This window comes from Fuerstiella sp. (assembly GCA_022447225.1).
Lineage (GTDB): Bacteria > Planctomycetota > Planctomycetia > Planctomycetales > Planctomycetaceae > S139-18.
Genome location: JAKVAZ010000007.1, coordinates 1 through 21,748 on the forward strand (window position 1 = coordinate 1; position 21,748 = coordinate 21,748).

Below are 21,748 nucleotides of genomic sequence, written 5' to 3' on the forward strand. Positions count from 1 at the left end.
TCAACAGGTTGCCAATTGAGCGCGGTGTCATCCGGCTGAACAACTTTCGCATTCCCAGGCGTTCTTGTGTTTTCTCCGTGGGATCCCCCTGACGAATCAGTTCACGTTCTGATTTGTTCACGCGACGATGTTGGTTCGGTGTATTGCGGAAGAGCATCGCAAAAACGACGGCGTGGACAAGTCCCACTATCGTCAGACCAAACACCGCCGTTCGCCAGGGAACTCCAAACACACCGAGCACAAGTGAACCAATTAGCAGATTGGCGCACAGACCTCCCATACGACCGAAAAACACGCCTACCCATCCCTGCATCGTCGTTCGCGCTGATGACGGGAACCAGCTTTTCGAAATACGACTCAGTGCGGCAAAGACTCCGGACTGTCCGATTCCCAGAGTTGCACGACCGTACCAAAGATGATTTACAGTCGGAGCCCACGTATGGAGGCCCAGGCCGACACTCCAGACCACAATCATCATCGTCAGTGCTGCCCAGGCACCCCATACGTCGACGGCGATGCCCATGGGGACCTGGCAGACGAAGTAAAACAGTGAAAATCCGCTGTCGAGAATGCCAAGTTGTGCTTCGCCGAGTCCAAACTCCGTGTGGAGTTCGACTTTAATTAAACTGAAAACATAACGATGTAGATAAAGCAACCACGATGTGCCGCAGCACAGCGTGAAGACGATCCAGCGAACATGTGTCGGCTTTTCAAAATGCGCGTGTTCATTTGTCATTCGACAGCGTCCGCCTGATTTCGGCACACACGTATTCGATTTCTTCGTGCGTCATTTCAATGGCGTCGATGTTAACATAGCCTTCGTCAACATGATGAGCACGCAAAACGATGGCTGGATCTCCTGCAGCCAGCACATCTCGAAACGCGGCCGCGCTGCAGCCGGTAATGTTCGGATCGGGAGTGAGTCGCACCCGTGAGAATGGCGAACCACCGGGATCCGGGTCGACATTCAGCGTCAGTCCAGGAATATCGGCCAGCCGATCGAGAATCATTTGGACTTTTCGGTCCTGATCTGCAGACCACGCCGGAATGTCCTCCTGTATGCGATGTTCGAGTGCCGCCATTGCACCGATGATTGCCTCTTTTCCGGCCTTCATCGGCCGCCCGATTCCCTTATTTTGCAGATAAACAGCGTTAACCAGTCCTCGTCGACCGGCCACAATACCGCCGGTTGTCGATGACAGGAACTTGTGGGCACTGGTCAGTACCAAATCAGAACCACAGCCGACCAGCTGTTGCAGCCGCAAATCCTGTGCGGCAGCGTCAACAATCACAGGGACATTGAATTCATGCGCAAGCGACACAACCTGTGGAAGTTTCACCCAGCCGTACTGCACGGTGTGGTGCGATTCGACATGAACAATTGCAGCGACGTCTCCTCGCTCCAGTTCATATCGAATCTCGTCCGGCGTGCAGCTGCCGATGGATCCCAGTTCAATCGGAACGGCGCCAGACAGTCGGATTGACTGAGTAATCGGATGACCGTAGTTGACACAGTGTCCCTTTTGAATGAGGACCCTGCGGGACATTCCGGAAGTATCGGGAAGCTGAAGGACTCTGGGCAGACTGATACCTGTCATGGATGCGGCAACGCCAAGTGTGATGCCTGCGGACGTACAGGCCGTGACACATCCCCATTCGGCTCCGGTCGCCCGCGAGATGACCTGTCCTGCGGCACCCTGCAGCTCATCCAGGATGAAAAAATGCTTCATAGATTCGGCTGCCGCTTCAATCACATCGGGATGAACCTTTGCTCCGGCGAGGTGCGTCACCTTTCCGCACGAGTTGATCACTCGGCGCAGTCCGTAATTCCTGAAGAGATCCACGTTCGAAGTCCTTTGACGTATCGATAAAAGTCAGTCAACCTGAACACTATTCCCGGTGAAACTGGTGCAAATGGCAACCGGGCGAAACCGGAACGGCTTAGTTTTCCATCATTTCGTTTGTTTTACTCGATTTCACGTCGAGAAATTGAAGTGATGGGTATGAGGGCATTTAATTGGAACATCAATACGACATCCTGATCAGAGACGGACGTGTTATCGATCCGTCGCAGGATCTGGACCGCATTTGTACGGTTGCGATTGCCAACCGCCGGATTGCCGCGATCGATCAGCAAATTGATGTGGAAAAAGGGCACACCGTGATCGACGCTCGGGGATTGATCGTTACTCCGGGGCTGATCGATCTGCATGTGCACGTGTACACTCATTCGCCGATTGGTTTGGATCCGGATTCACTTTGTCCGTCCGGCGGCGTCACAACCATGCTGGATGCCGGATCGGCAGGTTCTTACAACTTCGGTCCGTTTCGACGTGATATCATCGATCGCGCACAAACACAGATTCTGAGTCTCGTCAATCTGTCGTGTATCGGACTGGCGGCACCCAATCTGGGTGAGCTGCGTGACCGGCGATACGCCGATCTGCATGGGGTTGTGGAGACAATTCGTGAACATTCCGATGTCGCAGTCGGTGTCAAGATTCGTGCCAGCAGTCACATCATTGGGACCGGGCAACAGGGGTGGGACAATCTGAACGATGCCATCGGAGCAGCACGCGAAGCCGGAGTCTGGCTGATGGTACATATCGGAGAATGTCCCATGTCGCTGCCGGAACTTTCGAATGCTCTTGCTCCTGGCGATTGTATTACTCACTGCTTCAAAGCCGGCAGTACGCGGGTGACTGATGACGACGGTCGAATTTGGGACGACGTGCGGTCTGCGGCTGAACGTGGAGTGATCTTTGATGTGGGGCATGGTGCGGGCAGCTTTAACTGGGAGGTTGTTGAGGCAGCAATCGAACAGGGATTTCTGCCGACAACAATCAGTACCGATCTGCACACGATGAATATTCACGGTCCGGTGTACGATATGCCGACCACAATGAGTAAATTTCTGATGCTGGGCGTACCACTGGAAACGGTGATCGAAATGTCCACAACCCGACCGGCTGCAATTTTGAAACGAGATGACGAGATCGGTACTTTGCGAGTTGGCAGCATCGCCGATGTTGCGGTGCTGGAAAAACACGAAGGCCGATATCGATTTATCGATAGTTATCGCCGGGAACGAATCGGTCACGACCTTCTGACGGCGGCTGCGACGATTCGACGTGGCGAGATTGTACCGGGCGGAGGAGGAACAAGGATGCGGCATTTTGCAGATAGCGGAAATTGAACACGACAGCTCAAAGTAGCTTTGAGGGCACTTTCAGGAATGAACATACCGCTCAGTCGGACACTGGGGAGAATCCCTTGACGACCGAATTCGTCCTTGTGACATCGATCCTCATGTGTGCCTGTTTCGTTCGCGGCGCGCTTGGTTTTGGCGAAGCTCTGGTGGCGATGCCACTCCTGGCATTTTTGATCCCCACCACCACCGCCGCACCGCTTGTCGCGCTGTGCGGGACACTGACTGCAATTATTATTCTTTGTTACGACTGGCGGCACGTTGCGTTGCGTCCGGCAACACTCCTGACGGTGTTCGGACTGCTGGCCGTCCCGTTTGGTGTCGCACTGCTGAAGGCGGGAGATGAACGACTTGTCAAGGGGGTACTTGCGCTGGTCGTTACGGTTTTTTCTGTTTGGTCGTTGTGGAATCCTCAACGATTTAAGTTACGCAGTGATCTTTTTGCTCCGATATTCGGTTTCTGTGCCGGATTCCTTGGGGGAGCCTACAATACCGCCGGGCCGCCACTGGTGATCTTCGGAATGCTGCGTCACTGGTCTCCGCAGCAGTTTCGCGCGACACTGCAGTCGTATTGTCTGATTGCCGGTTTGTGGGTGATCGTTTGCCACAGGATGTCGGGTTTATTAACAGATGGGATCGTCAACCAGTTTTTGATCAGTATTCCTCTGATTGTTGTGTCGACGCTTGTTGGATTGCGGGTGACCAGCCGTATACCAGCGGAACGTTTTATTCGCATCGTGCTTTGTACCTTGATTGTCGTCGGTTTCTCGCTGGGATTGTCGTGCTGGAACGACAGGGAGTTGGTGCAAAAACCGCCTGCGGTCATGAACGTGAAGGGTATTGGAGTCCAATGATACAGCGGATTTTGATTGCGGAACTCAAACAGGAAACGGCCACGTTTAATCCGGTTCCGACGCTCTATGATGATTTTCGAATCGTCGTCGGCGATGCCATGCTGTCGGACTATCACGGGACACAGACCGAAGTTGCCGGAGCGATGGACGTTTTTACCGAGGAAGGGGATATCCGTATCGTTCCGGGGATGGCGGCTTTAGCGGTCTCCGGCGGACCGATCCCTGCAGCGGACCTCGACAGGCTGATCGATGAATTGTCTGAATCGGTCCGCCGGGCCGGTTCCGTCGATGCGGTGTGCCTCTGCTTTCACGGCGCGATGGCCGGTGACACGGAGGGGGATCCGGAAGGCCGGGCACTCACTGAGATTCGAGAAATTGTCGGCAACATCCCGCTCGTCATTTCACTGGACCTGCACGCCGTACTTACCGATCGACTCATCGACTATGCCGATGTTCTGATTCCGTACCACACATACCCGCACACCGATCACTACGAAACCGGCCGGCGTGCAGCTCGAATTCTGCTTGGACTTTTGAACGGAACCGCCAAACCGTCCGTTGCCCGTGTCCGGCTTCCCATGCTGGTTCGCGGTGACGAACTTCTGACTGCAACCGGGCGATTCGGTGAAGCCATTCGTATGTGTCAGTCCGTTGAGTCGTCTGAACGGGGGCTGGCTGCCGGCGTGATTATTGGCAATGCTTTCACCGATGTTCCTGCGCTGCAGTCGAACGTGATCGTGACCACAAACGATGATCCGGATCTTGCCCGGCATGAAGCGGAACGAATCGGGCGATTGATGTGGGACAGTCGTGAACTGTTCCAGGCAAACCTGGTGCCCCTCGAGGAATCCATTCGTCTGGCGGAGCAAACGGATGGCCTGGTGGTGTTTTCTGATGCGGCTGATGCAACGTCCAGCGGAGCCTCCGGTGACAGCAACGCCATTCTTTGTGGATTGTTGAAAACCGGATTCACGAAACAGGCGCTACTGGCGATCGTGGACGTACCGGCCGTAGCGGTAGCGTTTGATGCGGGGCCCGGAGCAGTGATTGACGTTTCTCTTGGTGGAACCCGTGATCCGGAACGGTTTGATCCTGTTCAGATTACTGCACGGGTTGTGAATCTGTACAATGGTGAATTCACTTACGAAGACGGGACGGAGGCTCACGCGGGCAGAGTGTGTGTGTTGACTGTCGGGACAATCAGTATTTTGGTTACTGAACGTCCCGTTTTTCTTTTCGGACTGACTGTATTCACCTCTCATGACCTTCATCCTCAGGAATTCGACCTCGTTGCTGTGAAGTCACCAAACGGATTCCGGACGTGGTACGAATCGATTTCAAGTTTGATTGTTCCGGTGGACGTTCCCGGGTCGACAAGTGCAAATCTGAAGTCCCTGCCCTTCGAAAACTGTGTTCGACCAATCTTTCCACTCGATGAAGACGTTCCTTCGCCATTCCAGTGATTCGGAGTACCAATGAAGATTACTGACGTTGAACCCATTCATCTGCGGGTCCCCGTTGTCGAAGAGATTCCCGACGGAACCCTGGATGTTCTCGTGGTACTGATTCACACGGACGCCGGTATCACCGGCATCGGTGAAGTCACGAGTCAGTCTTATGTTTGCAAAGCCTGCTTCGAGGCTCCGCGATCTGCGGCGCGTCGACACGGTTTGACATCCATTCTGGTCGGTGAAGATCCACTGGATGTAGAACGTCTGTGGGAGAAAATGTACTACGAAACAAATCGCTACGGGCGCCGAGGTGCAGCCATTCACGCGATCAGTGGTGCGGACATTGCACTGTGGGATATCCGAGGGCGGTCTGAGGGCAGACCTGTTCATGAATTATTGGGTGGGTCACACCGGTCATCCGTGCGTGCCTACGCCAGTGTGCTGTTCGGTGATACACCGGACGACACTGCCAGGTTGGCACAGGAATTTGTTGATATGGGGCTGACCGCAGCCAAATTCGGCTGGGGACCATTTGGAAAAGATGCCGAAACAGATGTCGCCCATGTACAGGCTGCACGAGATGTTTTGGGTGATGAACGTGATCTGATGGTTGATGCAGGACACGCCTGGGACGCTGACACCGCCCGACAACGAGCAGAACTGCTGGCCCCGTTCAACATCGGCTGGCTGGAAGAACCATTGTCGCAGGATGACCGTCGCGGCTATGGGAAACTGTGTCCTCAGTCTCCGGTCCCCATTGCCGCCGGGGAAGGCGATGTCACTCACTGGGACTTTGAAGATCTGATCCAACGTGGAGTGCACGTTGTCCAGCCGGATGTTGCCTTTTGTGGTGGGTTGACTGTTTGTCGTCGGGTTTCCGATTTGTGTGCCCAATACGACCGCAGAGCCGTACCGCACTGCTTCAGCACAGGAATCAATCTGACCGCGTCACTGCACTGGATGGCATCTGTTCCGAACGGCGACCTTGTCGAATATTGCCTGCGTCCGTCACCACTCATGCGAAAACTGGTGAAAAACCTGCCACCACTGGTCGATGGCCGAGTCCCGGTACCGAACGGGCCAGGACTGGGGATCGAACTTGATGATGCTGTGATCAGGGAATTTCGGGTTGCATAAACGCTGTCAGGAACGGTTTCCTGAGTAAGTAACCGGGAGCTAACGTAGCTGGTTCACGAACCGCAGTGGCGGCTTGTGGGTTTCTCCATCCATGAGAATCCGGGAGCGAATTCCACGAGTTTGATCGACAGCAGAGTTCTGCGCCGGCCGGCCGGCTATAAAGAAACGCTCGGCCCGCGATGGGTACATCTTCGATGGCACGTGGTAGATTTGGGACAAGTGCCCTGTTGGTGATACCGGCACTCCGCGGAGAGACAATTAACGGCACGATCTAAAACAAACAGGTAGAAATATGACTGGAAACGAGGTTCGTTCAAAGCTCCGCGCAGGAGAACGTGTTTACTCCACGTGCGTTGTGGCGGCATCGCCGTTTTGGCCGAAGACACTGGCGGCGGCAGGTACCGATTTTGTCTTTATTGATTCGGAGCATACGCCGGTAGATCGGGAAACCCTCGCCTGGACGTGTCGGGGTTATACGGCTGCCGGGGTCCCGCCAGTGGTGCGTGTGCCCAGTCCTGATCCTTATGAAGCCGCCAAGGTTCTGGACGGTGGTGCCTGCGGATTCATTGCGCCCTACGTGGAGACAGCCGAACAGGCACGACGCATCACTGAGGTTGCTCGTTATCGTCCGCTCAAGGGCGATCGTGTGGAACGCGCCGCGCTGGATGAAACGTCTCTGGAGCCCGAGCTTCGTGAGTATCTGAAAGCACGAAACGCTGACACGATCCTGATTGCAAATATTGAAAGTGTTCCAGCAATCAACAATCTGAAAGAGATTCTGACGGCAGGTGATCTGGACAGCGTGCTGATCGGACCGCACGACCTTTCATGCAGCCTGGGAATTCCCGAGCAGTACGATCATCCGCGATTTGACGAAGCCGTCCGGGAGATCTTCAAGGTCGCACGCGAGCACAACGTAGGTGCAGGCATCCACTACTGGCTGGATATTGAAATGGAGATTGAGTGGGCTCGGGCCGGCGCGAACCTGATCATGCACAGTTCTGATCTTGCAATCGTCGGGCAAAACCTCAGGAGTGACCTGGCGCAATTGCGCAGCGAATTGGGCGATGCTGTTGATGACGGCGGGGACGAGGCTGGGGAAATTATCTGAGGCCGGAATCGACAGAGCTGTTTTACAGCTGCTGTCATCATCTTTCCGGCCGGGTGACCACGACCCGAAAACCGGGAAGGTTGTTGACACTCAAAATATCCAATGTACGGACCTGCCCCGGAATCGGACTGTTTCGCCGGTTGCTGATTCGTCTCCACAATCCGGACTGTGTAATCCGTTATCAAAACACGTTTCATACTGTGTCATCGGATTTAAGTGCTCGGAGGCCCGGGATCTTGGCTTCGCCGAAAATTTTTCGTTGATGACCTACTGAGTTTGAGTCCTGTCTGATGTCTGACGAGGTTCACAAGCATACGAAACTTCGTCCAGTCGGCTGCAGGAAGGTCGCTGGTGCGGATGACAATGATTATGAGGACGAGTAATGCCCAGGCGTGACGCGGTGTGGAATGTTCCTGATCCCGGGCAGGAAACGGGACCGACACAGAAACGGGGAGGATGACAGACAGTCAGAGATCAATCACTGCAAAATCTGTTTATCCGCATTTATGTGAACATCGAAGACCAAAGCAACGGTGGTGAGCCGGTTCTGATAAACAGAAAGCATTTCTGAGTCGAGTTTTGACAGCAACTCACCTTGTGCGGGGCTAAAAATACCGGCTTGGACATGCGATCGCCCTGGCCGTTTTTCTTTTGTCCGGTGAAACTGGATTCGCGAGACTACTGTCGCACCTTGATGCTGACTGGCTTAATTTTGATGACAGGAAATACGTCTAACCTCCTAACAACACATTGTTTACAGACAGTATTCCTCAACAGGCCTCCGTTGACACTGACCGGGGAACTCTCCACACTGTGTATTGCCCCGGTCTCAACGGCAAGTTGTTAAAACCTCTCTGGTTAGTACATCGGAACGTATAGCCAGATGTTGTGGACGTGGACAACTGCTGTGGTCTGTCTGCGGGTCGACAGAGGATCGAATGGGAAAACAGCCAAGTCATCTTATGCTGATCGTCCTGGGACAGATCGCTCTTCTGGCTGTTCCGGTTTCGGCAGACACGACGCTGATTGGAGTCGATGTTGATCCGTCATCAGTGTCGCTGCGCGGACCGGTTGCGAGATATACACTTCTGGTTACCGGCAAATCAGAATCCGGAAGTCTTCTGGACCTAAGTGGCGAGGCCGTGTTTCGAAGCGAATCCCCCGAAATTGTTTCAATCGACCAGCACGGAGTTGTGCGTCCGGTTGCTGACGGTGGCGGAACGGTTGTGGTGGAAGTTGCCGGACGGACGTTGTCCGTACCGGTTATTGTTCAGGACTCACATTCACCTCGGGAATTCAGTTTCGTCAATGACATCATGCCGCTTCTGGACAAGAAAGGCTGCAACGGTGCCGGATGTCATGGCAAAGCTGAAGGACAGGCCGGTTTTAAACTGTCCGTGTTTAATTCGGATCCACAGGCTGATTACGACGCTATTGTGAAGGAGGGGCGCGGCCGGCGGATTTTTACCGGGTCTGTTGAGCGAAGTTTACTGTTGCTGAAGGTTTCCGGAGGACAGCCACATGGTGGTGGACTCCGAATGGAACCATTGTCTCCGGAATACAAAACGTTGAGGGACTGGATTGCGGCCGGCGTGCCTTACGGGAGTGATGCCAGGTCGCGTGTGGAACGGATTACTGTTACGCCAGGAACACGAATCCTGTCCGGGAATGCGCGACAGCAGTTACGTGTGATGGCCTATTACACTGACGGTCGTACACGGGATGTTACCCGTCTGGCTCAGTACGAATCCAACAATCCGGGTCTGGCGTCCGTGTCCGCAACCGGACTGGTGACTACCAAAGATCGACCCGGACAGGTGGCATTGCGGGCCGGATTCATGAATCATTTTGATATGTTTCAGGCGCTGATTCCACGTTCCGACACGATCAGCAACTGGCCGGAACTGGCTCGGCACAATTTTATTGACGGTCACGTCTATGAGAAACTGCGTGCCCTGAACATTCTGCCATCCGGTTTTGCAGATGACGCCGAATATCTTCGGCGAGTTTATCTGGACGTGATTGGTACGCTGCCCGATGCAGATGAGATACGTCGTTTTCTGAATGACCCTCGTCAGGATCGTCGGAGCCGAATTGTCGATGAATTGCTGGAACGTTCGGAATACGCTGACTACTGGGCCCTGAAATGGTCAGATGTGCTTCGTGTGGAAAGAGAAGCACTGGGTCATCAACGAGCTTACGCTTACTACAAGTGGATTCGCGACTCCTTTGCCGTTAACAAGCCCTATGACGAATTTGTGAGGGAATTGATCACCGTCGAAGGGGTGCTCACCGACGTTCCGCAGGGCCATTTTTACGGAGTGGAAGGCGAACCCGGAAAAATCGCCAGCCGAGTGTCACAGACGTTTCTCGGGTTACGCATTGCCTGTGCTCAGTGCCATCATCATCCGGCTGACATCTGGAGCCAAACCGATTACTGGGGAATGCAGTCGTTTTTTACTCAGGTGAAAACCAGGGATACTCCGCGAGGAACCGTTATTTTTGCTGAGGGAAATCCTGAAACGAAACATCCTCGTACCGGTGATGTTGTTCATCCCTATCCACTTGGAACGGAGATGCCGGCATCGGCACCCGACACCGACCGCCGTCAGGTGCTGGTTCACTGGATGACGAGTCCCGATAACGCGTGGTTTGCCAGAAACATTGCAAATCGGATGTGGGCTCATTTCATGGGGCGCGGGTTGATTGAGCCGGTTGACGACCTGCGAGCAACCAATCCGGCATCCAATCCCGAACTGCTCGATGCTTTGTCAGAGCACCTGGTAGTAAATAATTACGATTTGCGAGAGCTGATTCGAACCATCACTGCTTCACGAGTGTACCAGCTGACCGCTGAGCCTAATGAGACAAATCGGCTCGACGAACAAAACTACTCACACGCAAATCTTCGGCCGCTCGAAGCGGAAGTTCTGCTGGATGCCGTCTGCAAGGCCACCGGTGTTGACGAAAGATTTCAAGGGGCTCCGCCAGGGGCCCGGGCGATTCAGTTGTGGGACAGCGGAGTGTCTCACTACTTTTTAAAGTTATTCGGACGCCCTGTACGTAAATCGGCCTGTGTTTGTGAACGAGTTTCAGAGCCCAATGTGGCCCAGGCGCTGCATGTGATGAATTCTCCTGCAATTCATCAGAAGCTGAAACACGAAGGTGGAACTGTGGCGCGGCTGAATGCCATGTTTCCCGAGGATTCTGAACTGGTTGAAGAGCTGTACTTAGCCTTTTTTAGCCGAAGTCCGTTCGATCATGAACGTGAAAACGGTGTTGCATATCTAAGCAGCAGGTCGGATCGCAGGCGAGCCGCCGAGGATCTTGCCTGGAGTATGATGTGCTCGATAGAATTCATATTCCGACACTGATGGTCTGGAATCGACTGCTGGCAGGTAAGCCCGGAGAAGGGATCTGATCATGACACGTAAACGCCCATTCTGTGACGGTATCGTTCGTCGGGACTTTCTGCGTGTTGGGGCCGCAGGCGCTTTCGGTTTTGGTGCGACTCTGCCAGGTATGTTTGAGCAGCGGGCACTGGCCACCGGAACACAGGCAACTGCTCTCCCCGGAGGGGCAGACCCTGGTGACGTGTCCGTTATTTATATATTTTTGCTGGGTGGCCTGAGTACGATCGACACACTCGATATGAAACCCAACGCGCCAGCAGAGGTGCGCGGTGAGTTTTCGCAGATACAGACGAATGTTTCCGGAATCGAAGTCTGTGAACATTTGCCGCACACGGCACAACATGCCGATAAATTTTCGCTTGTCCGGTCCTTCGCCCATGGTGACTCGGGGCACGGATCTGGTGACAAGTATATGTTAACCGGCTACCTGCAGCAGGATCGCCCTTCATTCGGATCCGTTGCGGCGCAGGAGTTTGGCAGCCGGGGGGGGATTCCGCCGTACGTCGTCATGCCGGCGATGCATCCCAGTGCCGGTCCGTCGTTTCTTGGGTCAGCTGCTGCACCGTTTTTGATTGACGCGGATCCCAGTGCTCCTGGATTTTCCGTACCGGATCTGGTACCGCCACTGGACATTGATGCCAGCCGTCTCGCTGATCGGCGATCGGTGCTCGGTACAGTCGATCGATTCCGCCGTCATGTTGAATCTCGAGGTGAGGCAGGTGCCTACAACAAATTCCGAGAGCGGGCTTTTGCGCTGATGACATCTGCAGAGGCGAAAAGAGCCTTTGATATTCAAAGTGAATCAGAGAGCGTGCGACAGGCGTACGGAATTAATACGATGGGTCAGTCCTGTCTGCTGGCTCGCCGACTTGTTCAGTCCGGTGTTCGATATGTGATGATCAATCACAACAACTGGGATACGCATGCGAACAATTTTGGTGACCTGAAAGACAATCTTCTCCCACAACTGGACATGGCTCTAGCCGAACTGTTGCGCGACCTTACGGATCGCGGAATGCTGCAGAAGACACTGGTGGTTGTCTCGGGCGAATTTGGACGTACTCCAAAAGTGAACCAGAACGCCGGTCGTGACCATTGGGGCAACTGTTTTACACTGGCCCTGGCGGGTGGTGGAATTCAGGGCGGACGAGTTGTGGGCACGTCGGACAAATGGGCGGCCAAACCGGACCAGAACCCAATCGGCCCCAAAGATTTTGCCGCTACGATGTACCATGTGCTCGGTGTCGATTCAGAAAAACTGGTGTACACCATGGAGAATCGGCCGGTCAAGCTGCTTGACGAAGGACGCAGGATCCACGAATTGCTCTGAGACGGTAATCCCATGCCACACGACCGCGCCAGACGACTCAGGTTCGTCAGCTTTTGTTTGCTGACGATTGTTGAGACTTCAGCTCTGTATGCAATCGAGCCCGCAGCGTCTTATATTTTTCCGGCTGGTGCCCAGCGCGGAACGACCATTCAGGTTCGTGTTGGAGGTCTGTACCTGCACGACGGTTGCAAATTCCAAATGGAGGGGGCCGGTGTCGAGGCCTCGGACCGTATCGTTGCCACAGACACAGTGCGGTTTGCTCGGCAGTTCACTGAACAGAAATACTTTCCTGAGGAAAATTCATATCCACGGGACTATCACGGTTCGATCAGGATCGATGCAGATTCGCCACTGGGAATTCGGTATTGGGATTTGTGGACATCTCAGGGGGGAACACCACCGCAGCGATTCATGATTGGCAACCTGCCGGAAGTTGTAGAGTCCGAAATCGATGGAGATGCGATACCGCAGGTGGTCCGGTTGCCGGTTACTGCAAATGGACGGATCTACCCACGTGAGGATGTTGATGTCTGGTCGTTTGAGGCTCGTGCCGGACAGGAAATTACCTGTGAAGTTCACGCCGCCCGTTTGGGTTCAACCCTGGATTCGTTTCTTGAAGTTCGTGATAGCAGAGGACGTCGGATTGCCGAAAATGCGGAGCGGTTCAGTTCTGACTCATTCCTGCGTTTTACTGCAGCAGCCGACGGGATCTACTCTGTGCGCATTCGTGATATCCGTATGGGGGGACTCCAAAGCTCTGTGTATCGGTTGACGATGACCGACGGACCTTACATTGATACTACGTTTCCAACAGGAGGGCAGCGAGGCGAAACGGTATCGCTGGAACTGTCAGGCCAGGCTGTGTCTGCGGAACGATTAGAAGTCAGGCTCCCCCTGGATGGGCCAGCCGATTACACCCACGAACTGAATGTGGCCGGTGCCAGACAGGTGATTCGTCTGGATCTCAGTGAATTTCCAAATGTGCTGGAAACAGAACCCAACGGGGGGCCGTCTGATGCAAACGGGTTAGATGCGCCGGTCGTTCTTAACGGGCGCATCAGTGAGGCGGAAGACGAGGACTGCTGGCGTCTTAAAGCAAACAAAGGTGAAACGGTACAATTTGAGTTTCGAGCTCGTCGGTCCCGTGCGCCACTCAATCCGTTTCTGATCGTTTCTGACAGTTTGGGAGCTAACCTGCATCAGACCGAAGACCGCAGTGAATTCACTTTTCCCGAAGACGGTACCTATTTTCTGACGATCAAAGAGCGGTTCAGGCCGCGCGGCGGACCAGGGTTTGTTTATCGACTGCAGGTTGGACCGCCGCCGACTTCTACACCTGATTTTCAGCTGACTGCAGGTACTCAGGCGTTGACTCTTGTACGCGGGGCGTCAGTTGAGTTCGACGTCAATGTGGAACGATTGGCAGGACTCAGTGGTGAAATCAAATTGGTGGTGGATGGCCTTCCTCCCGAGGTAACGGCCGCAGATGCAGTTATCCCGGACGGTAAGAAATCCATTAAGGTCAAGCTCTCAGCAGGAGATAAGACCCTGGTTGCAGCCAACCGGATCAGGATTCGCGGCACTGCGGAAGTCGAAGGACAGTTGGTGACACGGACTGCGAGTTTTCAGCTGAGCCCGGACGAACCGAAGATTGACACGGTAATGCTTGTCACCGCTCTGCCGGCTCCGTTCAAATTCAGTGGCCAGTATAAACTTCCGTTTGCCCTGCGGGGTACGACTCATTATCGACGCTATCGTCTGCACCGAGGTGGATTTAACGGTCAGCTCTTTGCCAAACCTGCAGATGTGCAGCCTCGGTATCAGTGGGGATCTTCCGGTCCCACAATCAGTATTCCGTCGGATGTTGCCGAGTTCGAGTATCCGTTACAGGTGTCCACATGGACGAAAGTTGGCCAGACCGGCCGTTCCGTCATTATGATCGTTGGTGAAGTCGAAGACATTGATGGGACAAAACATACAGTGGCCTGGTCCTCCAGCCTGCAGCCGGACCAGATTATGATCCAACCCAACGCAGGACCGCTTGCTATTGCGACGGTGAATTCATCTGTACTGGCTTCGTCCGATGAACCCGCTGAGGTGAAGGTACAGATCCGTCGTGATACTGAATTGCCATTGCCGGTGACGTTGACTCTTTTGACGAGCACACACGTGCAGGGAATCGAAGCTGCACCCGTCGAAATTCCCGTCAATCAAGATCAGGGCACTCTGCGGATTCGGTTTGCTGCGGATGCAGGACCATTCAATATGCCACTGGTGATTCGTGCCACCGCCCGACCCCCGGAGGACATGCTGGTACGAGGCCGGCCGCTGCGGCAGGGTGATCCCATCATTGCGGATACACGCGTCGAGGTGGTTGTGCCTCAGTTAGTGAATCCCCTTTGAATCTCGGGCACCTGATCAAGCGGCTTGATCTTCTGCCTTGGTTTGTGACGATTGTCATCAGTGTGTAAATCATAGCGTCGTGGTTTTCTCTTTCCGGAGAGATACGGTCTGGTGAAAGCACGACTGTGTTCGTTATTGGCAGTTTGAGATCGTCCGGATTTACACAACGTGTATTTTGACGGGGCCGAATGTCGCCTTCGTTACCGCGCCGATCGTATTCATTATCGATTAGGATGTGTCGGACAGCCGGTCCGCGGAAATGATAGAGAGTCGTTAGTCCGGTTTGATACAGAAAATGGTCTCCAGGAGATCCTCAGGATTGGTTTTGATACATGGTGGACCCACGCAGAAATACCTGATTTCTGTTGTCTTTTTCGGGTTTGGGAAGCGAGTCTGCGCCCATCGTGCAGATGCGTTTGAACGCAATGCAAGAGGGATTCCGTATGAGATCGATGGCGTTCCCTTTGAATATTAAGGTTTGTTGCAAACCACCTGTTACAAATGAGATACCGGAGTGACGCATGGATGTCGACGATCGAGTGATCGAGTACACGACGCTGGCTGGTTATCTGGCTGTGATGCTTTGGATCGGCGTCCGCTCCGCGAAACGCGTGCGTTCATCCACAGACTACACGCTGGCTGGTCGAGACGTCCCGTGGATCTTTGTACTGGCAACGACTGCGGCCACGATGCTGGGTGGAGGAGCGTCCGTTGGCATGGTATCGAAGGTCGGACAAATTGGCATCGCCGCAGCAGTCTTTACGTGCGGCTGGCATTTGCAGCTGATCCTGACGGGATTGTTCGTGGCTCCGAAACTGCGCGGACTGAACATCATTACGGTTGGCGACTATTTTAACCTCCGATTCGGACCGCTTGCTCGTGAACTGGCCGTCGTCAACAGCGTCGTATTCCTGGTGGGTGCTCTGGCAGCTCAGATGGCAGCCATTGGCCTGGTGACCAATACGATTCTGGGAGTTCCCTATGATGTGGCGCTGCTGATCGGTGCAACTGTCACTATCTTCTATTCGACAATTGGAGGGATTCGGGCAGTCGTGAGTACGGACGTCATCCAGTTTGTCATTCTGGTTGTCGGTTTCGGAACAGCGTCGGCAATGCTGGTGTCGCAGCAGGGTGGATTTGCGGCAATGGAGTCTGCCGCGAAGGAAGGCCAGTTCCACCTCACGGGACATCTGACCAAAATCGAACTGATCAGCATGTTTGTTGCATTTTTACTGGGTGAAGCGTTCGTCCCGCCTTACTTTGTCCGCTGTTTGATTGCCAAAAATCAACAACATGCAAGATGGGGGGTTGCCGGTGGTGGTCTGTTTTTACTGCTGTTCCTGCCGATTGCCACCGTCGTGCTGGGTACTGCAGCCCAGACGAATCCGGAGGTGCAGGCAGCAATTGAGAATGAAACGCAGGTGATTCTGTCGTCAGCATCGGCCGCCGGTCAGAGCCTGACAGAGGAGGATGCGATGAAACAGGCCTCGCAGGTCACTTTTCCGACACTTGTACGTGTGATGTTTCATCCTGTGTTTGGTGGGATCATGATTGCGGCGATTATCGCTGCGGTGATGTCGTCTGCTGACAGCTGTCTGTCGTGCCTGGCCACGGTCATGATGGAGGACGTGTTTCGCCGGCACGTTTCACCAGGAGCGACAGATCGTCAGTTGTTGCTGGTCGCTCAAACCAGCACGCTGATGCTTGGCATTGCCGGTGCCGTGTGTGCCTGGTTCTTCAGCAATGTGGCGGATATCCTTGTTTTCGTCTATGATTTTTGGGCACCTACCATGGTACTGCCGTGTTTGGTCGCTCTGTTCTGGTATCGTGAATCACGGATCTATGCGGTTGTCGCTTCAATGATTAGCGGGGCGTTTGCTGCCGCGATCTGGAGATTCGTCCTGGACAGCCCGGGCGGGGTTGGGCCGGCGATGTTTGGTTTTGGTGTGGCCGTTCTTACGTTCTTTATCGTGCTGCCGCTCAGCGAAAAATTGCCCCTGTCTGTGTTGTTCCGGCCTGATTCCCTGGAGCATGAGGAACCAATCGCGTGATTCCCGTCTGGCTGTTAACGATTTTGCACTACGTGTCACTGACGACCGGTGCCTGTGTGCTGGTACTCCTGGGGCGGGAAGCGGTGCGATCACTCCAGGGAAAGTAAACGTGCTGCCAAAGTCCGCGAAGGTTGTGATTATTGGAGGCGGTGCGCTGGGAACCAGCGCAGCATTTCATCTGACAGACGCCGGTTAGAAAGATCTCGTGCTTCTCGACCAAGGCCCCGTTGCCGGCGGGACGACTCCACAGGCAGCCGGACAAACCAGCTATCTTAGCTCGGACCGGTTCGCTCTTGAATACGGCAGATACTGTGTTGAGAAGTTTGAGCAGCACACCGGGTATCCCGTCGATTTTCGTCAGGCTCGCAGCCGCCGGTGGACTTGAAGACGTTGAGTTCATTTCAGCTGATCGAGCATGCGAGCTGGTCCCCGCGTTCACTCCTTCCGAGGACTGTCACATCCTTTCAATTCCGCGTGACGGGTATGTTGAGCCCAGATCGGTGGCCGTGGCCTTTGCGGCAGCAGCGGGAGACCGAGGTTGTGTGTTTCACACGCGACTTGAATCGACAGGTCTTGTGACTGACGTTGGCTGTATTCGCCAGAACCCGATTCGTGTCAGTTATGTTACCGAAATCTCGTGATCCCACCACGACGGCAGTGATGCCGTAAAAGTCTGCGATTCTCCGTTCAGTCCTTCGATCGTCAGTGACCAGGCGTGAAGACACATTGGTGGTTCATCGATTGATAATGTCCGATTTTGACCCGTGGAACCGTCCGAAAGCCACGCGGGATCGTTGACAACGGGCCATCCCAGGGACCACAAATGAAGGCGGATCTGGTTGGTACGTCCGGTGACCGGCGTAGCCTTCAGAAGACAGGTCCCGTCGTCCAGTCGAGCAACGACGCGAAAATCAGTTCGGGCCGGGCGTCCGTCGCTGTTTGTGATCTCTCTGAGACCGGACGGACCTGGCAACGCAGAAATGGAAGCGACACAGTTAAATTCATCTTCAACCGGGTGTCCGTGTACTCGCGCCAGATAGGTCTTACTGACGGAACCGTTCTCGAATTGTTTTTGAATTGTTCTGGCCGTTGAACGTTTGCGGCAAAGTACCAGTACGCCGGTTGTGTTGGCATCCAGACGATGAACAGGCAGGGGCCGCCGGGGAGCGTAGACTTCGTTGAGCAGAGCCTGAAGAGTATTACGATTGAACCGCCCGGATGGATGCAACGGCAGCGGCGCCGGTTTATTCACAACGATCAGGTGCGCATCCTCATAAAGAAACCGGACCTCGACGTTCACATCCGGTTCCACAGTCTTGGGAAGCAAATGTTCCAGACGTTCGCCAGGCCTGACGATTCGTTGAGGATTGAGCGGCAGCGGTTCTTCGGGAGACGGCATGCGGCGGCGCCGTCGGCCATAGCGTGGCGACGGGATCACTTCCGAGTCCAGGATCTTTTGCATCCAGATATCCCGTTCGATTTGAGGGTGCCAGCTGCAGAGAAAATCAATCAGTGGAAAGCCGGCATAGCGGGCCGGTACATTCAGCGGACGGCGGTTGAAATAAGGCACAGATCCGGGCAAGGGAGTTGAGATCTCTCTGAGTCGGGTGTGTCGCTTTTGCAGGATTTCGTTCATTCGTGTTGCGGGGGCCTTCCAGCATTTCGGGCACGACTTACCGGCGACATATTCCTTCGAGTCCTGTTGCCGGGGACTCACAACAGCCTGACACACGAAGCATTGAGTGAACCCTGTTTCCTGGAGCGCTGCATCAACAGCAACCCGCTGGTCAAAGACGAAACAATCCCCGTCGTAGTGTTCGCCCCCACACAGCTCGAAGTACTTCAGAATACCTCCATCGAGCTGAAAGACGTTTCTGAAGCCAGCCTGCTCCATACAGGGTCCTGCTTTTTCGCAGCGAATTCCACCGGTGCAGAACATCACAACCGGCTCAGTTTTCATGCTTTCCGGCAACTGTTGCACAGCTTCAGGAAACTCACGGAAGTGATCAATTCGGGCGGGGATCGCATTTTTGAATGTTCCGATTTCGACTTCATAGTCATTTCGGACGTCCAGAAGGCGGACCGGTCTGCCCTCATCGAGCCAGCGTTTCAGTTCAGTGGCCGATAGTTTAGGAGATGTCCTGCAGCCTGGGTCCAGTCCGTCGATTCCAAAAGAAATGATCTCCTTTTTAATCTTGACGAGCATGCGGTTAAACGGCTGGTAATCACTGAAGCTTTCTTTGACCGAAAGGTCTGCAAAGTCGGGATCAGCATGCAGTTCGTCCAGCAGTCTGTGGGCAGCCTCCCGCGATCCGGCTACAAACATATTGATGCCTTCCGGACTCAGCAGAATAGTACCTCGTAATTTTAGTTCTGCTGTCAGTGTTCGCAGGAAGGCGCGACGTTCTTCCAGTGCGGAAATCGCTACAAATTTGTAGCCGGCGATGTTGACAACAGATCGGTTCACTGTGGACATGTAATCAAAGAATTTCTGCACTGGTAGCCGGTTCCGTACAGGTTACCGGTGATGTTCGTTGAAGCAAAAGCGGAAGCAGAACAAGGTCGCCAAACAAACCGCAGAACATTGACAAACTCATTAACCCGCCGAAATAGACCAATGGAATAAATCGTGATGCTGTCAGTACTGTAAATCCTGCGATCAGTGCAAGATGAGCGAAAACGACGGCTCGTCCCGCACCTGCGTGCGCCTGTTGCAGTGCTTCGGCAACACTGCACACGCGACGAGCACGTTCAAATGCAAAAATGTAGTGAATCGTGGAATCAACAGTCAGTCCCATTGAGACGCTGGCGATCATGGCTGTTCCAATGTTGACGGGAACCCCCACCCATCCCAGGGTTCCCAGCAACAGTGCGACAGGAAAGATGTTGGGGAACAGTGAGATCAGTCCGATCCGCAGACTCCGGAATGCCACCGTCATACATAAAAAGATCCCCGCTGTCGCACACAGGAAGCTGCGCAGCTGATCCTGTAGCAGGCTGCGAATGATTTCTGTGAGCAGGACGAACATACCCGAGGCGGTGGTTGATCGGGCAGACCTGGTTTCAGACAGAGAATTCTGACCTTCGGCAAATGCCTGAGTAATCGTTCTTACTTTTTCTATCTGAGCGGACCTTGATTCCGCCGACTGCTGCTCCAGTGACCGCAGTATGATTCTCATTCTCGCCCTGTCCTCATTGTACATACCGGCGATCAACTGCGGAAAATCATTTTCCATTCGTTTCAGCATCCACGTTGGACCTCGAAAACGCGGTGGCAGGTCCGCGACGTCTGCCAGAGACAGGACACGCATTCGGCCTGCGCCGAGGTTTGCAGACTTGAGATCTGACGTGAGGGCCGACACTTTGTCCAGATAGTCGTCCGTCAGCGTATCCGGAGTATCGAAGGCAACTTCCCACGTACCGGCTCCACCGAGACGTGATTCAATGAATTTGAGGGACTTCACAATCGTGGATGATTTTTTGAAGTTGCGGCTGAAGTCCGTTTCGATTTCCAGACGAAAGATGCCCGGAACACATGCCGCCGTGATCAGCAGGAACATAAGACCGGTCTTTCCGGGGTGACGTTCCAGCCAGTTGCACAGGATTGCGAGAGCTCGATCAAGTCGGTGTTCCAGCGGGGCAACTGACGGTGTTCTCAGGCGGGATCCGGATGCCATCATTGCAGGCAGAATCATCACGCAGGCCACAATAATTACAAACGTTGCCAAAGACATCATCACCGAGAAACTTCGAATCGGAGTGATCTCGCTGACCAGCAGCGACCCGAACCCGACTGCTGTCGTGACGCAGGTCCAGAACACCGGGAAAACCATGTACCGCATTGTTTTAGTTGCCGCCTGACGGGCTCCTGGCGTTGATTCACTATCAGGACCGCTGAGCCGTAAGTCCCGATAGTGAACAATGACGTGCATGCAGGTAGCGATTCCGATCACAGTGACTAGGGAATTCAACATCGAACCGACCATGCTGAGTTGAGTGTCAAAGAGCACGAGGATTGCACGTGTGCAGATGACGACGCCAAGTACCAGACCGATTGTTCCCAGCATCCAGCGCAAACCACCGAACAGAATCAGAAGTACCGTGGCAAGAACTCCCAGTGATGCCAGAAACAGGATTCGGGAATCTTCTTCAACGAGTCGAAACATGTCGTGAATCTGAACCGGTTCGCCGGCGACCGCAGAATCCGGTTCAAAGTCGTTGGCGGTATGTCGGATCTTCCCGAGTGTGACCGACCGGGGAACCGGTGCTGCGGCTTCGGGCTGAAGTGTCAGAACGACTGACGTGGATCGGGCATCGTCTCCGATCAGTGTGCCTGCGAAGAGTTTCAGGATCGCTCTTCGTACTGCACGAATTTTGGGGGCATTATCCAGGAATTTCACCAGGCTTTGAGTCTGTTCGCCGTTGACTCCGGGAATTGAGCTGAGCTGTTCGGAAAGTGTTGTGATCCGTTCACGGGCCCGTTTCGTCAGTTCCGGCTTGAACTGACGATCATCGATCAGGGTCTGCAGCGACGGATTGGCGGGCATGTCATGCCGTAACAGTTGTTTTTCCGTCCACGCGACAATAACGAACTCGTCAGCCCCGAATTCTTGGCGACTGCGACGCAAAATCACGATGTCCGGATTATCGTCGGCAAAGAAGGATTCCAGTCGCTGATCAAACTCCAGTCGACCGGACAGAGGTATGGATGTGACCACCGCCAGGGCGGCGAGAACCAGCAGTGGATTCCGCAGACCAATAATCCGGTTCATGGAAAACGATGCCCGTCA

Annotated in this window: 16 protein-coding genes; 12 read left to right on the forward strand and 4 right to left on the reverse strand. The window is 54.2% G+C overall.

The genetic code is table 11. The features are described 5' to 3' along the window. Both MK110_07590 and MK110_07595 read right to left on the reverse strand, forming a co-directional pair. The coding region (locus tag MK110_07590) for an MFS transporter (protein MCH2211149.1) at window positions 1-736 on the reverse strand (736 nt) is incomplete at its 3' end. Beyond that, entirely contained in the window at window positions 726-1,811 is a 1,086-nt protein-coding gene (locus MK110_07595; protein ID MCH2211150.1) for an aminotransferase class V-fold PLP-dependent enzyme, read from the reverse strand. The genes MK110_07590 and MK110_07595, both read right to left, overlap by 11 nt. 206 nt (window positions 1,812-2,017) lie before the next feature. Here MK110_07595 and MK110_07600 point away from each other — a divergent pair, with 206 nt between their 5' ends. From MK110_07600 to MK110_07655, 12 genes are all read left to right on the forward strand, one after another. Next, window positions 2,018-3,196: an amidohydrolase/deacetylase family metallohydrolase gene (locus MK110_07600; protein ID MCH2211151.1), complete on the forward strand. Its 1,179-nt coding sequence runs from the start codon at window positions 2,018-2,020 to the stop codon at window positions 3,194-3,196. A gap of 77 nt (window positions 3,197-3,273) precedes the next feature. Continuing rightward, window positions 3,274-4,062 carry a sulfite exporter TauE/SafE family protein gene (locus tag MK110_07605; protein ID MCH2211152.1) on the forward strand — a complete coding sequence of 263 codons (789 nt, stop codon included), beginning with the start codon at window positions 3,274-3,276 and terminating at the stop codon, window positions 4,060-4,062. Next, entirely contained in the window at window positions 4,059-5,525 is a 1,467-nt protein-coding gene (locus MK110_07610; GenBank protein MCH2211153.1) for a M81 family metallopeptidase, read from the forward strand. Before MK110_07605 ends, MK110_07610 begins: the two co-directional genes overlap by 4 nt. Window positions 5,526-5,537: 12 nt before the next feature. Beyond that, window positions 5,538-6,650 carry a mandelate racemase/muconate lactonizing enzyme family protein gene (locus tag MK110_07615; protein MCH2211154.1) on the forward strand — a complete coding sequence of 371 codons (1,113 nt, stop codon included), beginning with the start codon at window positions 5,538-5,540 and terminating at the stop codon, window positions 6,648-6,650. 292 nt (window positions 6,651-6,942) lie between these two features. Then, window positions 6,943-7,761 (forward strand): aldolase/citrate lyase family protein, encoded by an 819-nt coding sequence (locus MK110_07620; protein ID MCH2211155.1) that lies wholly within the window; start codon window positions 6,943-6,945, stop codon window positions 7,759-7,761. A 938-nt stretch (window positions 7,762-8,699) separates the two neighbouring features. Beyond that, window positions 8,700-11,135 (forward strand): DUF1549 domain-containing protein, encoded by a 2,436-nt coding sequence (locus MK110_07625; protein ID MCH2211156.1) that lies wholly within the window; start codon window positions 8,700-8,702, stop codon window positions 11,133-11,135. 49 nt (window positions 11,136-11,184) lie between these two features. Continuing rightward, entirely contained in the window at window positions 11,185-12,504 is a 1,320-nt protein-coding gene (locus tag MK110_07630) for a DUF1501 domain-containing protein (GenBank protein ID MCH2211157.1), read from the forward strand. 12 nt (window positions 12,505-12,516) lie between these two features. Further along, a complete protein-coding gene (locus tag MK110_07635) occupies window positions 12,517-14,907 on the forward strand; it encodes a PPC domain-containing protein (GenBank protein ID MCH2211158.1) in 2,391 nt (796 codons plus the stop codon). 319 nt (window positions 14,908-15,226) lie between these two features. Then, window positions 15,227-15,382, forward strand: coding sequence for a hypothetical protein (locus MK110_07640; protein MCH2211159.1), 156 nt, complete (start codon window positions 15,227-15,229; stop codon window positions 15,380-15,382). 46 nt (window positions 15,383-15,428) lie between these two features. Beyond that, window positions 15,429-16,958, forward strand: coding sequence for a sodium:solute symporter family protein (locus MK110_07645; protein ID MCH2211160.1), 1,530 nt, complete (start codon window positions 15,429-15,431; stop codon window positions 16,956-16,958). Beyond that, a complete protein-coding gene (locus tag MK110_07650) occupies window positions 16,939-17,154 on the forward strand; it encodes a hypothetical protein (GenBank protein MCH2211161.1) in 216 nt (71 codons plus the stop codon). The genes MK110_07645 and MK110_07650 overlap by 20 nt, the downstream gene beginning before the upstream one ends. Window positions 17,155-17,163: 9 nt before the next feature. Next, window positions 17,164-17,343, forward strand: a complete 180-nt coding sequence (locus MK110_07655; GenBank protein ID MCH2211162.1) for a hypothetical protein — start codon at window positions 17,164-17,166, stop codon at window positions 17,341-17,343. Between the two features lie 234 nt (window positions 17,344-17,577). Here the strand turns inward: MK110_07655 and MK110_07660 are convergent, their stop codons facing one another. Together MK110_07660 and MK110_07665 are read right to left on the reverse strand one after the other, a co-directional pair. Beyond that, complete coding sequence (locus MK110_07660; GenBank protein MCH2211163.1) at window positions 17,578-19,455, reverse strand: sulfurtransferase; 1,878 nt, start codon at window positions 19,453-19,455, stop codon at window positions 17,578-17,580. After that, complete coding sequence (locus MK110_07665; protein MCH2211164.1) at window positions 19,439-21,730, reverse strand: MMPL family transporter; 2,292 nt, start codon at window positions 21,728-21,730, stop codon at window positions 19,439-19,441. The genes MK110_07660 and MK110_07665 overlap by 17 nt, the downstream gene beginning before the upstream one ends. Between the last annotated feature and the right edge of the window lie 18 nt (window positions 21,731-21,748).

Excerpts from the sequence above, each read along its gene's own strand:
- MK110_07610 (MCH2211153.1), top strand. The coding sequence starts at position 4,059 with ATGATACAGCGGATTTTGATTGCGGAACTCAAACAGGAAACGGCCACG.
- MK110_07615 (MCH2211154.1), top strand. The coding sequence starts at position 5,538 with ATGAAGATTACTGACGTTGAACCCATTCATCTGCGGGTCCCCGTTGTC.
- MK110_07620 (MCH2211155.1), top strand. The coding sequence starts at position 6,943 with ATGACTGGAAACGAGGTTCGTTCAAAGCTCCGCGCAGGAGAACGTGTT.
- MK110_07625 (MCH2211156.1), top strand. The coding sequence starts at position 8,700 with ATGGGAAAACAGCCAAGTCATCTTATGCTGATCGTCCTGGGACAGATC.
- MK110_07630 (MCH2211157.1), top strand. The coding sequence starts at position 11,185 with ATGACACGTAAACGCCCATTCTGTGACGGTATCGTTCGTCGGGACTTT.
- MK110_07635 (MCH2211158.1), top strand. The coding sequence starts at position 12,517 with ATGCCACACGACCGCGCCAGACGACTCAGGTTCGTCAGCTTTTGTTTG.
- MK110_07645 (MCH2211160.1), top strand. The coding sequence starts at position 15,429 with ATGGATGTCGACGATCGAGTGATCGAGTACACGACGCTGGCTGGTTAT.
- MK110_07650 (MCH2211161.1), top strand. The coding sequence starts at position 16,939 with ATGAGGAACCAATCGCGTGATTCCCGTCTGGCTGTTAACGATTTTGCA.
- MK110_07665 (MCH2211164.1), bottom strand. The coding sequence starts at position 21,730 with ATGAACCGGATTATTGGTCTGCGGAATCCACTGCTGGTTCTCGCCGCC.